The organism is Pseudomonas sp. LBUM1649 (assembly GCF_059716155.1).
This window is the reverse complement of sequence record NZ_CP166807.1, coordinates 1497181-1512541: the sequence shown is the minus strand read 5'-3', so window position 1 is coordinate 1512541 and position 15361 is coordinate 1497181. Positions and strand designations below refer to the sequence as shown.

Sequence of the window (15361 nt, the reverse complement as noted above, 5' to 3'; positions counted from 1 at the left end):
ACGCCGTACTTTTTTTGCAACACCTAGAGAAGCGTAATGAGTGAGCTGGCGGAAAAGGTCCAACAGGATTTGGTTGAGGCCATCGATAACGATGACCTGGTTCTGCCAACGTTACCGGAAGTGGCTTTGCAGATTCGCAAGGCCGCCGAAGACCCGGAAATCAGTATCAGTAGCTTGAGCAAAGTGATTGGCCGCGATGCCGCGCTGTCGGCGCGCCTGATCAAGGTGGTCAATAGCCCACTGCTGCGCGCGGCGCAGGAAGTCACCGATTTGCACACGGCGATCACGCGCCTGGGCATCAACTACAGCAGCAACCTGGCCATCGGCCTGGTCATGGAACAGATTTTCCATGCCCGTTCCGAGGTAGTGGAACAGAAAATGCGCGATGTCTGGCGCAAAAGCCTGGAAATCGCCGGCGTCAGCTATGCGCTGTGCCGCAACTACACCCAGCTCAAGCCTGATCAGGCGGCCCTTGGCGGGCTGGTGCACCAGATCGGGGTATTGCCGATCCTGACTTACGCCGAAGATCACTATGAACTGCTGTCCGATCCGGTCAGCCTCAATCATGTGATCGACCACATTCATCCGTTGCTCGGCGACAAACTGCTGCGGGTCTGGGAGTTTCCGGAGCCGCTGGTGCAGGTGCCGCAGCTCTACCTGGACTTCAAGCGACAATCCGCGCAGGTCGATTATGTCGATCTGGTTCAGGTGGCCAGCCTGTACTGCCACAAAGACACAGATCATCCGATCTCGCGCATTGATCCTTTCAGCGTGCCGGCCTTCACCAAGCTCGGGATCGATCCGGATAACAAGGCGATGTGCGAAGATCTGGAAGAAACGCGTTTGATGTTTTACTGATCAAACACCGCGTCGCCCCATTCGCGAGCAGGCTCGCTCCCACATTGGATAGCGCCACAAATCCCTGTGGGAGCGAGCCTGCTCGCGAAGAGGCCAGAACAAACACCATCACTCCCTGGCTATAAAACTCACCCGCACCTTCAACCCCGCCCGCTCCCCATCATGCAGGCTGATCTGAGCCAGGTGCGCGCGGCAGATCTCGCCGACAATCGCCAAACCCAACCCCGACCCGGCCACCTGCTGATTGCGCCGGTAAAAGCGCTCGAACACTCGATCACGCTCATCAAGGGGAATCCCCGGCCCATCATCCTCAACCTCCAGCACCGCCGGGGCCGAAACCCGCAAAATCACGTTGCCACCCGCCGGCGTATGGGCCAGCGCGTTATCCACCAGATTGCTCAACAGTTCGTTTAGCAGCGTCGGTTCGCCGCGCAACCAGACCGGTTCGTCAGCTTCCAGCGCCAGGGCCACGCCGCGCTTATGGGCCAGCGGCGCCATGGCCATGCCCAGCTCACGCGCCAATTGACTGAGGTCGAGCAATTGCGCGCCGCCCTCGGCAATCGCCCTGGCGCCATTTTCAACTCTTGCCAGCGAGAGCAATTGATTGGCCAGATGGGTCAGGCGATCAGTGCCCTGGGCGGCGGTTTCCAGCGTGCTGCGCCAGGTTTGCGGCTCGCTCGAGCGCAAGCCCAATTCCAGCCGAGCCTTGAGTGCCGCCAACGGCGTGCGCAATTCGTGGGCGGCATCGGCGATGAATTGCGCCTGCTTCTCGAACTGCCCGCGCAGACGCTCGGTGAAGTGATTGAGCGCACGCACCAGTGGCCACAACTCGCGTTGCACTTCGACCAGGGGCAACGGCCGCAGGTCATCCGGCTGACGCTCCTCCACCGCCGTACGCAAACGCTCCAGCGGACGCAGCGCCGCACTGACCGCAAACCACACGATCATCAGTGCCCCGACCGCCAGCATGCCCAGGCGCAGCAAGGTATCGCCGGCCAGGCTGCGGGCCATGCTGACGCGGGCCTCATCGGTCTCCGCCACGCGGATTTCCGCCATGCCGTTCATGTTCGGTTCGCTGACCGCCTTGAGCAGACTGACCACGCGCACGTTCTGCCCCTGGTAAGTCGCGTTGTAAAAACGCGCCAGCGCCGGGTAGTTGTCGGTGCGCGGCGTACCGGGTGGCGGCGGCGGCAGATTTTCATAGCCGGAGATCAGCTTTTGGTTGATGTCGTTGACCAGGTAGAAAATCCGCCCCGCACTGTCGTAGGCGAACGTATCGAGGGCCACGTAAGGCACGTCCAGACTGAGGCTGCCATCACGCTCGGACAGGCCGGCGGCGATGGTCCGCGCTGATGCCAGCAACGTCCGGTCATAAGCAGTGTCGGCCGCTTCGCGACCGTTCCAGTAAGCGCTCAGGCCACTGGCCAGCATCAATACCACCAGCAACAGCGCCAGGTTCCACAACAACCGCCAGCGCAGGCTGCTGGCCTTATGCATCACGGCTTTCCAGCAAATAACCGAGACCGCGGAACGTCACGATGGCCACCGGGTTGCCGTCGAGTTTCTTGCGCAAGCGGTGTACGTAGATTTCGATGGCGTCGGGACTGGCCTCCTCGTCCAGGCCGAAGACCTGTGAAGCCAGTTGCTCCTTGCTCATCACCCGACCGGGACGGGCGATCAGGGCTTCGAGTACCGCTTGCTCGCGGGAGGTCAGGGTCAGCAGTTCCTCACCGAGGGTAAAGCGCCGGGTCTCCAGGTCGTAGGCCAGCACACCACAGCGCTGCAGGCGTTCGCCACCCAACACGCTGCGGCGTAGCAAGGCCTTGACCCGGGCTTCAAGCTCGGTGAGTTCGAAAGGTTTGGCCAGGTAGTCGTCGGCGCCCAGGTTCAGGCCATGGACCCGATCCTTGACGTCGCTGCGGGCGGTCAGCATCAACACCGGAAGGTTCTTGCCCCGGGCACGCAGGCGCGCCAGCACTTCGAAACCATCCATGCGCGGCAGGCCGACGTCGAGAATCGCCATGGCGTATTCCTCGCTGCCCAGCGCCAGGTCGGCTGCCACGCCGTCGTGCAGCACATCCACGGTCAAGCCGGTGCTCTTGAGCGCCTGGGCGACGCTTTCAGCGAGCTGCAGATGGTCTTCGACGAGCAGGACACGCATGGATCATTACCTCGTTCAGGGATGGTCGACGCCATTCTTTGGCGCGGAGTTTACAGCGGCCTCCGCCGCTGTGAAGCCCGAAAAACCTTGAAAGCCCGATGAAAGGTTAGCGAAAGGTTGAGTGGTTAGAGTCAGGTTACGGAATGTTTCGACTTGACGTTCCAACCCTCGTTTGCACCTGCTGTGAAATGTAGCTCCCGAAAAACGCCATGAAGCGTTTTCGCCAATAAGAACAATAACCGAGGTACTGCACCATGCTGTCCACACAGCTCCAGGCTTGCCCGTATCGCCCTTCCCTGCAATTCCCGTCGTTTATGCTTGCCAGCGCCGAAGCCGGCTGCTCGTCGTTCAGTCCCTGCGGATTTGAATGCTCCGGCACCGCGCGAAATCGTCGCACCTGAATCATCCCGAAAAACAAAAACTCCTGTGGAGACAAAAATGAATCGATCACTGCGCCGTTTCGCCCTCGCCGCCAGCTGCGTGCTGTTTGCCGGCCAACTGATGGCCGAGCCCAAACGCCCGGAATGCATCGCCCCGGCCTCGCCCGGCGGTGGTTTCGACCTGACCTGCAAACTGGCGCAAAGCGCGCTGATCAACGAAAAACTGCTGACCAAGCCGATGCGCGTGACCTACATGCCCGGCGGTGTCGGCGCGGTGGCTTACAACGCAGTGGTCGCCCAGCGCCCGGCGGATGCCGGCACGCTGGTGGCCTGGTCCAGCGGTTCGCTGCTGAACCTGGCCCAGGGCAAGTTCGGTCGTTTCGATGAAACCAACGTGCGCTGGCTGGCCGCCGTCGGCACCAGCTACGGCGCCATTGCGGTGAAAAGCGATTCGCCCTACAAGACCCTGGACGATCTGGTCCAGGCGCTGAAGAAAGATCCGAGCAAAGTGGTGATCGGTTCCGGCGGCACCGTCGGCAGTCAGGACTGGATGCAGACCGCCCTGATCGCCAAGGCCGCCGGGATCAACCCGCGTGACCTGCGTTACGTGGCTCTCGAAGGCGGCGGCGAAATCGCCACCGCCCTGCTCGGCGGCCACATTCAGGTCGGCAGCACCGACATCTCCGACTCCATGCCGCACATCCAGAGCGGCGACATGCGTCTGCTGGCGGTGTTCTCCGAAAAGCGCCTGGACGAGCCGGAAATGAAAGACATTCCGACCGCCAAGGAACAAGGCTACGACATCGTCTGGCCGGTGGTGCGTGGTTTCTACCTCGGGCCAAAAGTCAGCGATGAAGACTACGCCTGGTGGAAGGACTCCTTCGACAAACTGCTGGCATCCCCCGAGTTCGCCAAGCTGCGCGATCAGCGTGAACTGTTCCCGTTCGCCATGACCGGCCCGGAGCTGGACACCTACGTGAAGAAGCAGGTGGCGGACTACAAAGTGCTGGCCAAAGAGTTCGGCCTGATCCAGTGATCGTCTCTGTCTAGCGGTCACGGCTGGCGATTGCGCAGCCGTGACCCAGGAGTTCCCCATGCTCTTACAACGCATTTTTGCTTCGGTGCTGTTGCTGGCCTGCCTGAGCCTCGTGGCGATGGCCTGGCCCTACCAGGCACCTTTTTCCTACGAACCGATCGGCCCGCGCGCCTTCCCCCTGCTGATGCTGGGGCTGATGGGCCTGGCGCTGGTGTACATGGTGTATCGCCCCTCGGTAATCAAGCACACCGATGAAGATCCACCGATGGATCGCGAAACCCTGACCAAGATTGGTGTTTGCGTGCTGTTGCTGCTGGTCTTCGCCGGGCTGTTCGAACCCTTGGGCTTTATCCTCAGCAGCATGCTGGTCGGCATTCCGATGGCGCGCCTGTACGGTGGACGCTGGTTGCCGGGCGCCGTGATCATCAGCCTGATGAGCGTCGGTCTGTACCTGCTGTTCGACAAAGTCATGGACGTGCCACTGCCTCTGGGCCTGCTCGACGTTCTGGAGAACTGATATGGATACGCTTGGTTATTTGAGTCACGGCTTCGGCGTTGCACTAACCCCTTACAACCTGGTGACCGCACTCAGCGGCACGCTGATCGGTACGGTCGTCGGCCTGCTTCCGGGACTGGGCCCGATCAATGGCGTGGCGTTGCTGATCCCGATCGCCTTCGCGCTGGGCCTGCCGCCGGAGTCGGCGCTGATCCTGCTGGCAGCGGTTTATCTGGGGTGTGAATACGGCGGCCGGATCAGTTCGATCCTGCTGAACATTCCGGGCGAAGCCTCCACCGTGATGACCACACTCGACGGCTACCCGATGGCCCGTCAGGGTCTGGCCGGCGTAGCGTTGTCGCTGTCGGCGTGGAGTTCGTTCATCGGCGCTTTCATTGCCACCTGCGGGATGGTGGTGTTCGCGCCGATGCTGGCGAAATGGGCGATTGCCTTCGGCCCGGCGGAGTACTTCGTGCTGATGGTGTTTGCGATTGTCTGTCTCGGCGGCATGGCCGGCGATCGTCCGCTAAAGACTTTTATCGCCGCGCTGATCGGGCTGTTTCTGTCGACGGTCGGCATTGACGCCAACAGCGGTGTGTACCGCTTTACCGGCGACAACATCCACCTCACCGACGGCATTCAATTCGTGGTGTTGGTGCTGGGCCTGTTCTCCATCAGCGAAATCCTGTTGCTGCTGGAAAAAACCCACCGTGGGCAGGAAGCCTTCCAGGCCACCGGACGCATGCTGTTCAACTTCAAGGAAGCTGCCTCGGTATTCTGGGTGAACATGCGTTGCGGTGTGCTCGGCTTCATCATGGGCGTACTGCCAGGTGCCGGTGCGACGCTGGCCAGCGCCGTGGCCTACATGACCGAAAAACGCATAGCTGGCCCCAGTGGTAAATTCGGCCAGGGCGACAAACGCGGTCTGGCTGCCCCGGAAACCGCCATCGGCGCAGAAGCCTGCGGCGCGCTGGTGCCGATGCTGACCCTCGGCGTTCCCGGCTCGGGCACCACGGCGGTGATGATTGGTGCACTGTCGCTGTACAACATCACACCGGGGCCACTGCTGTTCCAACAGCAACCGGACATCGTCTGGGGTCTGATCGCGTCGTTGTTTATCGCCAACATCATGCTGGTGATCCTCAACATTCCGATGATCCGCATCTTCACCAAAATCCTCGCCGTGCCGAACTGGGCGCTGGTGCCGATGATCGCGATCATTACCGCCATCGGCGTCTACGCCGTGCATGCCACCACCTTCGACCTGTTCCTGATGATCGGTATCGGCATCTTCGGCTACATCCTGCGCAAGCTGGACTTCCCGTTGTCGCCGGTGCTGCTGGGTTTCATCCTCGGTGGCTTGATGGAGCAGAACCTGCGTCGGGCCTTGTCGATCTCCAACGGTTCGCTGGACATTCTCTGGTCGAGCGGGATCTCCGTCGGTGTCTGGGCGTTGATCGGGGTCATGCTACTGGTGCCCATTGTGCGGATCTGGCGCAAACGTTCGGTGGCACGGCGCGTTATCGCCGATGCCTGATCGAACACCGTTCAAAGCCTGGTGGGGTACCCCGCTGGTCGGCCTGCTGGGCGGATATCTCGCCAGCCAGGTCGGCTGGCCGCTGCCGTGGATGGTCGGCTCGTTGTTGGCGATTATCCTGGTGCGCTGCCTGACACCCTGGCAATTGGCGGAAATCCCTGGCGGGCGCAAGTGCGGCCAGTGGATCGTCGGTATCGGCATCGGCCTGCACTTCACCCCGGTGGTGATGGAGCAGGTGCTGAGTCATTTCGGTTTGATCTTCTTCGGTGCGTTGGTCACCAGCCTCTCGGCGGTGGTCGGGGTCTGGCTGATGCGCCGCACCGGTGAAGATCGCGCCACTGCATTTTTTTCCAGCATGCCCGGCGGTTCCGGGGAGATGGTCAACCTCGGCGCACGCAATGGCGCGGTGCTCAGTCGGGTGGCGGCGGGACAGAGTTTGCGGGTACTGGTGGTGGTACTTTGCGTACCGGCAGCGTTCAAATACCTGCTGGGTGACGGCGCACCGATTTCCCACGCTGGCAGCATCGATTGGCGCTGGCTGGCGGTGTTGTTTCCGGCAGGGGCGGTGGCGGCCTGGATCTGGGAACGCCTGCGTCAACCCAATCCCTGGCTGTTCGGACCCTTGCTGGTGAGCGCAGCGGTCAGCATCGGTTGGGACCTGCATATCGGCTTGCCCAACGGCGGCAGCCAGATCGGCCAATGGCTGATTGGCAGCGGTCTGGGGTGTCACTTCAATCGGCAGTTTTTCCGTCGCGCGCCGTCGTTCATGGGTCGGACATTGATCGGCACGGTGCTGACCATGTTGATCGCCACGGTGGCTGCGCTGGGATTGAGTGCGCTGACCCACCTGGACTTGCGCTCGCTGACGCTGGGCATGATGCCCGGCGGGATTGCCGAGATGAGCCTGACGGCCGAAACCTTGCAACTGTCGGTGCCGTTGGTGACGGCGATGCAGGTGATGCGGTTGTTGTTTGTGTTGTTTCTGGCGGAGCCGTTGTTCAAGTATTGGCACCGAAACCCTGAGTAATTGATCGTTCCCACGCTCTGCGTGGGAATGCAGCCCGGGACGCTCCGCGTCCCAAATCAAGAGCCGAACGCGGAGCGTCCGTTGAGGCATTCCCACGCAGAGCGTGGGAACGATCACAAGACGACCGGCGGCAACCGCCACTCGATCGGCGTCTCGCCATTCTGCTCCAGAAACTTGTTGGTCCGGCTGAAGTGCCCGCACCCGAGGAAGCCACGATAGGCCGACAGCGGTGACGGGTGTACCGAGGTCAGCACCAGGTGCTTGGTGGCATCGATCAGCTTCTGTTTGCTCTGGGCATGGGCGCCCCACAGCATGAACACCAGATGCGGCTGCTGCTGGCTGACCACTTCAATGATCCGGTCGGTGAAAAACTGCCAACCCTTGTCCTTGTGCGCGTTGGCGTTGGCACGCTCCACGGTCATGGTGGTATTGAGCATCAACACGCCCTGCTCGGCCCAGCTTTGCAGGTAGCCGTGGCTGGGGATGTCGATGTTCAGGTCGCGCTTCAACTCTTTATAGATATTGACCAGCGACGGCGGCGCCGGCACGCCCGGTTGCACCGAAAAGCACAGGCCGTGGGCCTGGCCTGGGCCGTGATAGGGGTCCTGGCCGAGAATGACCACCTTGACCTTGTCCAGCGGCGTGGAATTGAGCGCGTTGAAGATCATCGGGCCCGGCGGATAGATTTCCTTGCCCGCCGCCCGCTCGTCCTGGAGGAATTTTCGCAACTCTGCCATGTAGGGCTGGTCGAATTCGGCACGCAGTGCCTCCTTCCAGCTCGGTTCGAGTTTGATACGGTCGTCAGCAGTCATGGTTACATCCGGCAAAAACAATGGGGCGCACCCTAGGAAAGCCCATCACGCTTGTCAATTGATCTGACGCCGATCCGGCACTTTCCCTCACAGCGATCATACTTAACCCTCAAATTCCCGAGCGAGGTCACGATGAATCTGCACTTCGAAGAACACACCGGTACTGACGGCGCCCGCATCGGCGTTGCCACACTGGATGCCGAGAAATCGTTGAACGCCCTGTCCTTGCCGATGATCAACGCCCTGCGCGACAGGTTGGACGCCTGGGCCAAGGAACCGCAAATCGTTTGCGTCATGCTGCGCGGCAACGGCATCAAGGCCTTCTGCGCTGGCGGTGAAGTGCGCAGCCTGGTCGAGGCCTGTCGTGCCCATCCGGGCGAAGTGCCGTCCCTGGCCGCACACTTCTTCGCCGCGGAATATCGCCTGGACTTCAGTCTGCACACCTATCCCAAACCATTGATCTGCTGGGGGCATGGTTATGTGCTCGGCGGCGGCATGGGGCTGCTGCAGGGGGCGAACATTCGTATTGTCACACCGAGCAGCCGGCTGGCGATGCCGGAGATCACCATCGGCCTGTACCCGGACGTCGGTGCCAGTTGGTTCCTGTCACGCCTGCCCGGCAAGCTCGGATTGTTTCTCGGCCTGACCGGCGCCCACATGAACGGTCGCGATGCGATCGATCTGGACCTGGCTGATCGTTTCCTGCTCGATGAGCAGCAGGGAGAGCTGATCGAAGGCCTGCTGCAGTTGAACTGGCAGGAACAGACGCCGATGCAGCTCAACAGCCTGCTCAAGGCCTTGCAGCAGAAAGCCGTTGCGCAAATGCCCGAAGCCCAGTGGTTGCCGCGCCGGCAGCAAATCGATGAACTGCTGGATGTCAGTGATGTGCGCTGCGCCTGGAAGGCCATCAGCACGCTGCGCGATCACACCGACCTGCTGCTCAACCGCGCCGCGCGCAACCTGATCGAAGGCTCGCCGCTGACCGCGCATCTGGTCTGGGAACAGATCAAACGTGCCCGCCACCTGTCACTGGCGCAAGTCTTTGAGATGGAGTACACCCTGAGCCTCAACTGCTGTCGTCATCCCGAATTCAGCGAAGGTGTGCGCGCACGGTTGATCGACAAGGATCAGAAACCCCACTGGCACTGGCCGGACGTCAACAACGTGCCGGATGCCGTGGTGGAGGCGCATTTCCAAAAGGCCTGGGAAGGCCGTCACCCGTTGGCGGATTTGTCGAATTACTGAAATCCGGATTGAGTAGGTGGCGGACTTACATCCGCCGTCCTCTCACACCAACCGAACGTACGGTTCCGTATACGGCGGTTCAGGTTACACGGCTAAGCCGGTTTATCGTATCCAGTATCGAGACCAGTCCCAGTCGGCCCCACAGTTTCTTCGGCAGGACCTGATTCATATGCGGCGCTCCGGAGTTCCACCATTGACCTCGGCCATTGAACGCGGATGAACAGGCGCGTCCTTCCTCGAGCCCCAGCTCAGGTTACGCGCCCTCGTTGAGGGCTGCTTCCATTGACGCCAGATGACACAGCGAAGTTTGTGACGCACCCATGTGTGATAATTGAAAAATGAACACTACAGCTTCGGCAATTAAAATAAGACCCCTTCGAGTATTGATCATGGGAGGGCCGGGTTCCGGTACGTCGACGTTGGCAGCCGCGTTGGCTGAATAACTGTTGTGGCGTCATCTTGAAACGGATGACTTTCAATGGTTGGACAAGGCGCCCCCCTTTACACGAAAGGTAGATGAAGCGACGCGTTTGTGGAATATTCTCGATGCCCTGAATCGTGAGCAGAATGTTGTTGTCGCCGGTTCGATTGTCAATTGGGGAGACGCTTTGGAAAACGCTTTCGACCTTATTGTGTTCAGGGTGCTGGATACATCGATACGTTTGCAGCGGTTGATCGAGCGTGAGCGGCGTTTATATACGGATATAGATCTTGCTTTTATTGATTGGGCAACTCAATACGAGCAGGGCGGCCGGCCAGGACGGTCCCGTGCGTCACATGAAGCCTGGCTGGGCCAGCGCAGAGGCAAGGTGTTAAGGCTGGAGGGAGATCTTGAGGTGGCGCTGCAAGTGTCCTTGGTTGCTGAGGCAGTGGAGGCGCTGAGCTGAGCGGTTCAAGTTACATCGAGCTGGGCGTGGACACCTCTTCCTGCTTACGCCTGTTCGGGTCTACGTCGCAGCGTTCCGTGGTAAGTACTGGGCTTTAGTAATCATGGCCACCTTACCCCGCTGCGCAGCCAAGTTGGTTGCGTTTCGCGCAACGCGCCATGCCTCGCGCACCACAAAAAGCGGCGCTTGATGCGCCGCTTGGTCATGCGTGATTAACGGTGATTACCCCGGCCGTCGTGATCGCCGCGCCCATTGCGGTCGCCTCGACGATCGTGATTGTCGTTTCGGCCGCGACGATGATCATTGTCCCAGCCGCCACGGCTGCGACCGTCCCAACTTTGGTTCTGGTGCGCCCTGTAGTCCGGCCGGGACTGATAGTAACGGGGAGCCGGTTGGTAATAGCGTGGCGCCGGTTGATAGACCCGCGGCTGATGGTAATAGCGGGGCGTTGGCTGGTAATACCGCGCTGGTGGCGCGTAATACCGACGCGGTGGCGTGTAATAACCGCCCCCATTGGAGTAGTAGGAGTTGCCGCCCGCGTAGTAAGGCGCTGGCGAGGTGTAAACCTCGGAACTGTAATAACCGCCGCCTCCATCGGAATAAGGTACGCATCCACCCAATGACAAACCCAACACGACAATCAGAAGAATTCGTCGATACATGGCGGCCTCCTGGACCGCGAGTGAGCCACACCAGCGACGCTGGCGAGCGACAGTCAATTATTCGGTGACTGTCGATAGATCAGACATCAATTTCGAAATCTGGTGCGTTCTTGCAACACGCTGAAACATCTCGCCGATGAAAGGTTTTTTATCTATTCACGCACTGATTAGTGGTGGCCGTGACGATATCCACCGCCGTAATAACGCGGCGCGTGACCGCCCCAGTAGAAATAGCGATAGCCGCCATAAAAGCGCGGGCCGCCGTAGTAGTAATAAGGCGAATAACCGGGATAGTAATAAGGTGCGGGATAGGCGACGTCGTAGCCATCGGAATAGTAATAACAACCGGCCAAGCCCAAACCGAGCACACAACCGAGCAACAATCGACGATACATGGCGGCCTCCTGAAAGACCCGCAGCCGGTACAGGACGGCTGGCACCTGTTTTGACTCGCAATCCTCGACCAAGTGCATCGCCCCGGCGACCTTCAGATCAGTGGCCAACACGTCCCATTGCGGTGCGCCCGCGCACCATCACAAGGCAACCGCGCACTACCTTCCTACAGCAACAGTCGAACAATCCCCGCCCCAGAGCGCTTCAGCCGACTTGGCACGCCTCTCGCTTTAGCAAAGACGTGCAGGAGTCAACACAGGTTCGCGGCACCACAATTTGCAATGGCTGACTAGGGTTCCGGCTCGCAAGTGCGAGTGACTGGTCCGAGAGTTGGCGACCTCCAGCTGAGGTTACACGGCGGGACAAAAGCCCGGGAGACAAGCCACCGTTCGCGGTGCCGCTGCCATCCTGTCCGCCCTTGATCAACTGGAGAACCACCATGTCCCAGCATCGTTTACCCGCCCTGCTCGCCGCTGCCTTCGCAGCCCTCGTGAGCGTCTCGTCCCATGCCGCCCAGAAAGACCACTTCAGCGTCTGCTGGACGATTTACGCCGGCTGGATGCCCTGGGAATACGCCGGCAGCCAAGGCATCGTCGACAAGTGGGCGAAGAAGTACGGCATCAAGATCGATGTGGTGCAGCTCAATGACTATGTCGAATCGATCAACCAGTACACCGCCGGCCAGTTCGATGGCTGCACCATGACCAACATGGATGCGCTGACCATTCCGGCCGCTGGCGGCGTCGACAGCACCGCGCTGATCGTCAGCGACTTCTCCAACGGCAACGACGGCATCGTGCTCAAGGGTGAAGGCAAGAAAATCGCCGATCTCAAGGGCACGGACGTCAATCTGGTCGAACTCTCGGTGTCGCACTACCTGCTGGCCAGGGCCCTGGATTCAGTGGACCTCACCGAGAAAGACCTGAAAGTGGTCAACACCTCCGACGCCGATATCTCCGCCGCCTTCAACACCGATCAGGTCAACGCCGTCACCACCTGGAACCCAATGCTTTCGGACATCAAGGCCAAACCCGGAGTGACCGAGGTGTTCAATTCCAGCCAGATCCCCGGCGAGATCATGGACATGATGGTGGTCAACTCCCAGACCCTCAAAGACAACCCGACCTTGGGTAAGGCGCTGACCGGCGCCTGGTTCGAAGTGGTCGCGTTGATGAACGCGAAAAACGCCGCGAGCAAGGCTGCACTGGAGCACATGGCCAAAGCCTCGGGCACCGATCTGGCCGGTTTTCAGGCGCAACTGGACACCACCAAATTGTTCGCCACCCCTCAAGAAGCCCTGGCGTTCAGCACCAGCAAGCAACTGCCGGAAACCATGCGCAAGGTCGCCGAGTTTTCCTTCCAGCACGGCTTGCTCGGTGAAGGTGCCAAGGACACCAGCGCGGTCGGCATGGCCTTCGCCAACGGGGTGACCAGCGGCGACAAGGGTAATCTCAAGCTGCGCTTCGACCCCAGTTACGTGCAGATGGCTGCCGACGCCAAGTTGTAACAAGAGGACTTGGCCATGCGCCTGATCAATCGCCACCCGGATAGCCCGAGCCGCCTGTTGCTGGTGATCCTGCCGTTCGCCCTGCTGCTGTTCGCCTACTTCATGGGCTCGGCAGAGCGACTGGCGGACAACCCCAACGACAAACTGCTGCCCAGTGCCGTTCAGATGACCGACGCAGTGAAGCGCCTGGCCTTGGTTGCCGACAGCCGCACCGGCGAATACCTGCTTTGGCAGGACAGCGCCTCCAGCCTGCGCCGCCTGGCCATCGGCCTGGGCATCAGCGCGCTGGCCGGGCTGTGCCTGGGCATCGCCGCTGGCACCTTGCCGTTGTTCGGTGCGCCGTTGTCGCCTTTGCTGACCGTGCTATCGATGGTGCCACCGCTGGCGATCCTGCCGATCCTGTTCATCGTCTTCGGCCTGGGGGAATTGTCGAAAGTGATGCTGATCGTGATCGGCATCACCCCGGCCCTGGCCCGCGACCTGGAACAGCGCGCCCGGGAAATCCCCGTGGAACTGCTGATCAAGGCCCAGACCCTCGGTGCATCGACCTGGACCCTGATGCTGCGGGTGGTCCTGCCGCAGTTGCTGCCGCGCCTGCTGATCTCGCTGCGCTTGATGCTGGGTTCGGCGTGGCTGTTCCTGATTGCTGCCGAAGCCATCGCTTCCACCGATGGCCTTGGCTACCGGATTTTCCTGGTGCGCCGCTACCTGGCGATGGACGTGATCCTGCCGTACGTGGTGTGGATCACCCTCCTCGCCTGGCTGATGGATTGGGGCCTCAAACGCCTGACCCTGCGTGCATTCCCCTGGTATGAAGGAGCGCGGGCATGAGTTTCATCACGGTGAAAAATGTCTGGCAGCAATACGCCGACCAGGTGGTACTCGAAGGCCTGAACCTGAACGTCAACGAGGGTGAGTTCTGCACCCTGGTCGGCGCTTCCGGTTGCGGTAAATCGACCTTCTTGCGCCTGCTGCTCGGCCAGGAACGCGCCAGTCGTGGCGAGATCCTGCTTGACGGCCAACCGCTAGCCGCTGAACCGGATGCCAGCCGTGGCGTGGTGTTCCAGCGCTATTCGGTGTTCCCGCACTTGAGCGTGCTGGACAACGTCGCCCTGGGCCTCGAACTGCCCCGTTCGCCGTTGCTCGGGCGGCTGTTTGGCAGCGCTAAACGCGAAGCCCGGGAACAGGCTTCGATACTGCTGCACAAAGTCGGCCTCGGTCATTCGCTGGACAAGTACCCGGCGCAACTTTCCGGCGGCATGCAACAACGCCTCGCCATCGCCCAGGCACTGATCATGAAGCCGCGGGTGTTACTGCTCGACGAACCCTTCGGCGCCCTCGATCCAGGTATCCGCAAGGACATGCACGCCTTGCTCCTGGAGCTGTGGCGCGAGACCCAACTGACGGTATTCATGGTCACCCATGACCTGTCCGAAGGTTTCAGCCTCGGCACCCGTTTGCTGGTGTTCGACAAGGTCCGTGTCGACCCGCACGCCCCCGGCGCCTATGGCGCGCGCATTACCTATGACATCCCTTTGAACAGCGATCGCCGCGCCTGCCGTGCCGCCGTCGATGCCTTGCCAGGGCAACTGGCAAGCGCGCTTTGAACCGCTTGAGAGGACTTTCAAAATGATTGATTCGACCCAACTTTTCCCGCCCTTCGCCGAAGAAATGCTGCCCGGCGGCGGCCATCGTTCCTTCGTGCTCAAACGCGGCCAACTGCTGCGCCTGACCGACCTGCGCGGTGGCGCCAATGTCAGCCTGACGTTGCTCAACGCCAATGAAAAAACCGAACGCCTGAACCTGCCCGACAGCCTCAAATGCCAACACACCGCCAAGCTCACTGCCGGCCATTGCCTGTACTCGGACATGGGCCGCGTATTGGCCGCCATCACCGCCGATACCTGCGGTTGGAGCGACAGTCTCGGCGGCGTGCTCTGCGCTGAAGAAGTGGCAGAAAAGTACGGCCAGGGCCGCTATCAGGAACTGCGCAACGGCTTCTTCCGCAACGGCACCGACAACCTGTTGGTGGAACTGGGCAAGTGGGGACTGGGCCTGTCCGACCTGTTGATGACCCTCAACCTGTTCAGCCGCGTGAACGTCGACGACGCCGGGCGTTTCCATTTCGTAGAAGGCAATTCCAAGGCCGACGACTACATCGAGCTCTACGCGCCGATGGACACGCTGCTGGTGCTCACCGCCCTGCAGCATCCGATGGACCCGGCAGCGGAATATGCACCGAAACCGCTGAAGCTCAGCTGGATGAACGCCGACCCCAGCGTCGCCGAACACTGCCGCACCTCGCGCCCGGAAAACGAGCGCGGCTTCATCAACACCGACCGTCTGTTCGCCTGAGGATC

Annotated in this window: 16 protein-coding genes, 1 pseudogene and 1 riboswitch; of the genes and pseudogenes, 11 read left to right on the top strand and 6 right to left on the bottom strand. The window is 60.8% G+C overall.

The window, feature by feature from the left end; genetic code table 11:
• The first annotated feature begins 36 nt into the window (after window positions 1-36).
• Window positions 37-858, top strand: coding sequence for an HDOD domain-containing protein (locus ACA058_RS06920; protein ID WP_497638439.1), 822 nt, complete (start codon window positions 37-39; stop codon window positions 856-858).
• Between the two features lie 108 nt (window positions 859-966).
• On the opposite strand, the gene ACA058_RS06915 is transcribed toward ACA058_RS06920, so the two are convergent.
• The gene (locus ACA058_RS06915) at window positions 967-2355 is read right to left on the bottom strand and encodes a sensor histidine kinase (RefSeq protein WP_497638437.1); all 1389 of its coding nucleotides are present in this window, start codon (window positions 2353-2355) and stop codon (window positions 967-969) included.
• Window positions 2348-3019, bottom strand: a complete 672-nt coding sequence (locus ACA058_RS06910) for a response regulator (protein ID WP_497638436.1) — start codon at window positions 3017-3019, stop codon at window positions 2348-2350. Before ACA058_RS06910 ends, ACA058_RS06915 begins: the two co-directional genes overlap by 8 nt.
• Window positions 3020-3457: 438 nt before the next feature.
• On the opposite strand from ACA058_RS06910, the gene ACA058_RS06905 reads away from it, so the two are divergent.
• The 4 genes from ACA058_RS06905 to ACA058_RS06890 are packed head-to-tail and all read left to right on the top strand — an operon-like array spanning window position 3458 to window position 7495.
• Complete coding sequence (locus tag ACA058_RS06905) at window positions 3458-4435, top strand: Bug family tripartite tricarboxylate transporter substrate binding protein (RefSeq protein WP_497638435.1); 978 nt, start codon at window positions 3458-3460, stop codon at window positions 4433-4435.
• Between the two features lie 58 nt (window positions 4436-4493).
• Window positions 4494-4952 (top strand): tripartite tricarboxylate transporter TctB family protein, encoded by a 459-nt coding sequence (locus ACA058_RS06900; RefSeq protein ID WP_497638434.1) that lies wholly within the window; start codon window positions 4494-4496, stop codon window positions 4950-4952.
• 1 nt (window position 4953) lies between these two features.
• On the top strand, window positions 4954-6468 hold the full coding sequence (locus ACA058_RS06895) for a tripartite tricarboxylate transporter permease (RefSeq protein ID WP_497638432.1): 1515 nt from the start codon (window positions 4954-4956) through the stop codon (window positions 6466-6468).
• Window positions 6461-7495, top strand: coding sequence for an AbrB family transcriptional regulator (locus tag ACA058_RS06890; RefSeq protein WP_497638431.1), 1035 nt, complete (start codon window positions 6461-6463; stop codon window positions 7493-7495). Before ACA058_RS06895 ends, ACA058_RS06890 begins: the two co-directional genes overlap by 8 nt.
• Before the next feature lie 113 nt (window positions 7496-7608).
• Here the strand turns inward: ACA058_RS06890 and ung are convergent, their stop codons facing one another.
• Window positions 7609-8307, bottom strand: a complete 699-nt coding sequence (gene ung / locus ACA058_RS06885; RefSeq protein ID WP_497638430.1) for a uracil-DNA glycosylase — start codon at window positions 8305-8307, stop codon at window positions 7609-7611.
• 132 nt (window positions 8308-8439) lie between these two features.
• Between ung and dspII the strand changes: the two genes are divergently transcribed.
• Window positions 8440-9552 (top strand): enoyl-CoA hydratase/isomerase DspII, encoded by a 1113-nt coding sequence (gene dspII / locus ACA058_RS06880; RefSeq protein ID WP_497638429.1) that lies wholly within the window; start codon window positions 8440-8442, stop codon window positions 9550-9552.
• 79 nt (window positions 9553-9631) lie between these two features.
• Here the strand turns inward: dspII and ACA058_RS06875 are convergent.
• Window positions 9632-9873: pseudogene (locus tag ACA058_RS06875) on the bottom strand (group II intron reverse transcriptase/maturase); the annotation flags it as partial.
• 125 nt (window positions 9874-9998) lie between these two features.
• On the opposite strand from ACA058_RS06875, the gene ACA058_RS06870 reads away from it, so the two are divergent.
• Complete coding sequence (locus ACA058_RS06870) at window positions 9999-10439, top strand: P-loop NTPase family protein (protein WP_497638427.1); 441 nt, start codon at window positions 9999-10001, stop codon at window positions 10437-10439.
• Between the two features lie 212 nt (window positions 10440-10651).
• Here ACA058_RS06870 and ACA058_RS06865 read toward each other — a convergent pair whose 3' ends face one another.
• A complete protein-coding gene (locus ACA058_RS06865) occupies window positions 10652-11101 on the bottom strand; it encodes a hypothetical protein (RefSeq protein ID WP_497638426.1) in 450 nt (149 codons plus the stop codon).
• 167 nt (window positions 11102-11268) lie between these two features.
• Complete coding sequence (locus ACA058_RS06860) at window positions 11269-11496, bottom strand: hypothetical protein (protein WP_497638425.1); 228 nt, start codon at window positions 11494-11496, stop codon at window positions 11269-11271.
• Between the two features lie 276 nt (window positions 11497-11772).
• Window positions 11773-11873, top strand: a riboswitch (guanidine-I (ykkC/yxkD leader).
• A gap of 60 nt (window positions 11874-11933) precedes the next feature.
• Between ACA058_RS06860 and ACA058_RS06855 the strand changes: the two genes are divergently transcribed.
• The 4 genes from ACA058_RS06855 to ACA058_RS06840 are packed head-to-tail and all read left to right on the top strand — an operon-like array spanning window position 11934 to window position 15356.
• Window positions 11934-13001: a putative urea ABC transporter substrate-binding protein gene (locus ACA058_RS06855; protein ID WP_497638423.1), complete on the top strand. Its 1068-nt coding sequence runs from the start codon at window positions 11934-11936 to the stop codon at window positions 12999-13001.
• 15 nt (window positions 13002-13016) lie between these two features.
• Complete coding sequence (locus ACA058_RS06850) at window positions 13017-13832, top strand: ABC transporter permease (protein WP_497638422.1); 816 nt, start codon at window positions 13017-13019, stop codon at window positions 13830-13832.
• Window positions 13829-14608, top strand: a complete 780-nt coding sequence (locus tag ACA058_RS06845; protein ID WP_497638421.1) for an ABC transporter ATP-binding protein — start codon at window positions 13829-13831, stop codon at window positions 14606-14608. The genes ACA058_RS06850 and ACA058_RS06845 overlap by 4 nt, the downstream gene beginning before the upstream one ends.
• A 22-nt stretch (window positions 14609-14630) precedes the next feature.
• The gene (locus ACA058_RS06840) at window positions 14631-15356 is read left to right on the top strand and encodes an urea amidolyase associated protein UAAP1 (RefSeq protein ID WP_497638420.1); all 726 of its coding nucleotides are present in this window, start codon (window positions 14631-14633) and stop codon (window positions 15354-15356) included.
• Window positions 15357-15361 lie beyond the last annotated feature (5 nt).

Excerpts from the sequence above, each read along its gene's own strand:
- ACA058_RS06920 (WP_497638439.1), top strand. The coding sequence starts at position 37 with ATGAGTGAGCTGGCGGAAAAGGTCCAACAGGATTTGGTTGAGGCCATC.
- ACA058_RS06915 (WP_497638437.1), bottom strand. The coding sequence starts at position 2,355 with ATGCATAAGGCCAGCAGCCTGCGCTGGCGGTTGTTGTGGAACCTGGCG.
- ACA058_RS06910 (WP_497638436.1), bottom strand. The coding sequence starts at position 3,019 with ATGCGTGTCCTGCTCGTCGAAGACCATCTGCAGCTCGCTGAAAGCGTC.
- ACA058_RS06905 (WP_497638435.1), top strand. The coding sequence starts at position 3,458 with ATGAATCGATCACTGCGCCGTTTCGCCCTCGCCGCCAGCTGCGTGCTG.
- ACA058_RS06900 (WP_497638434.1), top strand. The coding sequence starts at position 4,494 with ATGCTCTTACAACGCATTTTTGCTTCGGTGCTGTTGCTGGCCTGCCTG.
- ACA058_RS06895 (WP_497638432.1), top strand. The coding sequence starts at position 4,954 with ATGGATACGCTTGGTTATTTGAGTCACGGCTTCGGCGTTGCACTAACC.
- ACA058_RS06890 (WP_497638431.1), top strand. The coding sequence starts at position 6,461 with ATGCCTGATCGAACACCGTTCAAAGCCTGGTGGGGTACCCCGCTGGTC.
- ung (WP_497638430.1), bottom strand. The coding sequence starts at position 8,307 with ATGACTGCTGACGACCGTATCAAACTCGAACCGAGCTGGAAGGAGGCA.
- dspII (WP_497638429.1), top strand. The coding sequence starts at position 8,440 with ATGAATCTGCACTTCGAAGAACACACCGGTACTGACGGCGCCCGCATC.
- ACA058_RS06865 (WP_497638426.1), bottom strand. The coding sequence starts at position 11,101 with ATGTATCGACGAATTCTTCTGATTGTCGTGTTGGGTTTGTCATTGGGT.
- ACA058_RS06860 (WP_497638425.1), bottom strand. The coding sequence starts at position 11,496 with ATGTATCGTCGATTGTTGCTCGGTTGTGTGCTCGGTTTGGGCTTGGCC.
- ACA058_RS06855 (WP_497638423.1), top strand. The coding sequence starts at position 11,934 with ATGTCCCAGCATCGTTTACCCGCCCTGCTCGCCGCTGCCTTCGCAGCC.
- ACA058_RS06850 (WP_497638422.1), top strand. The coding sequence starts at position 13,017 with ATGCGCCTGATCAATCGCCACCCGGATAGCCCGAGCCGCCTGTTGCTG.
- ACA058_RS06845 (WP_497638421.1), top strand. The coding sequence starts at position 13,829 with ATGAGTTTCATCACGGTGAAAAATGTCTGGCAGCAATACGCCGACCAG.
- ACA058_RS06840 (WP_497638420.1), top strand. The coding sequence starts at position 14,631 with ATGATTGATTCGACCCAACTTTTCCCGCCCTTCGCCGAAGAAATGCTG.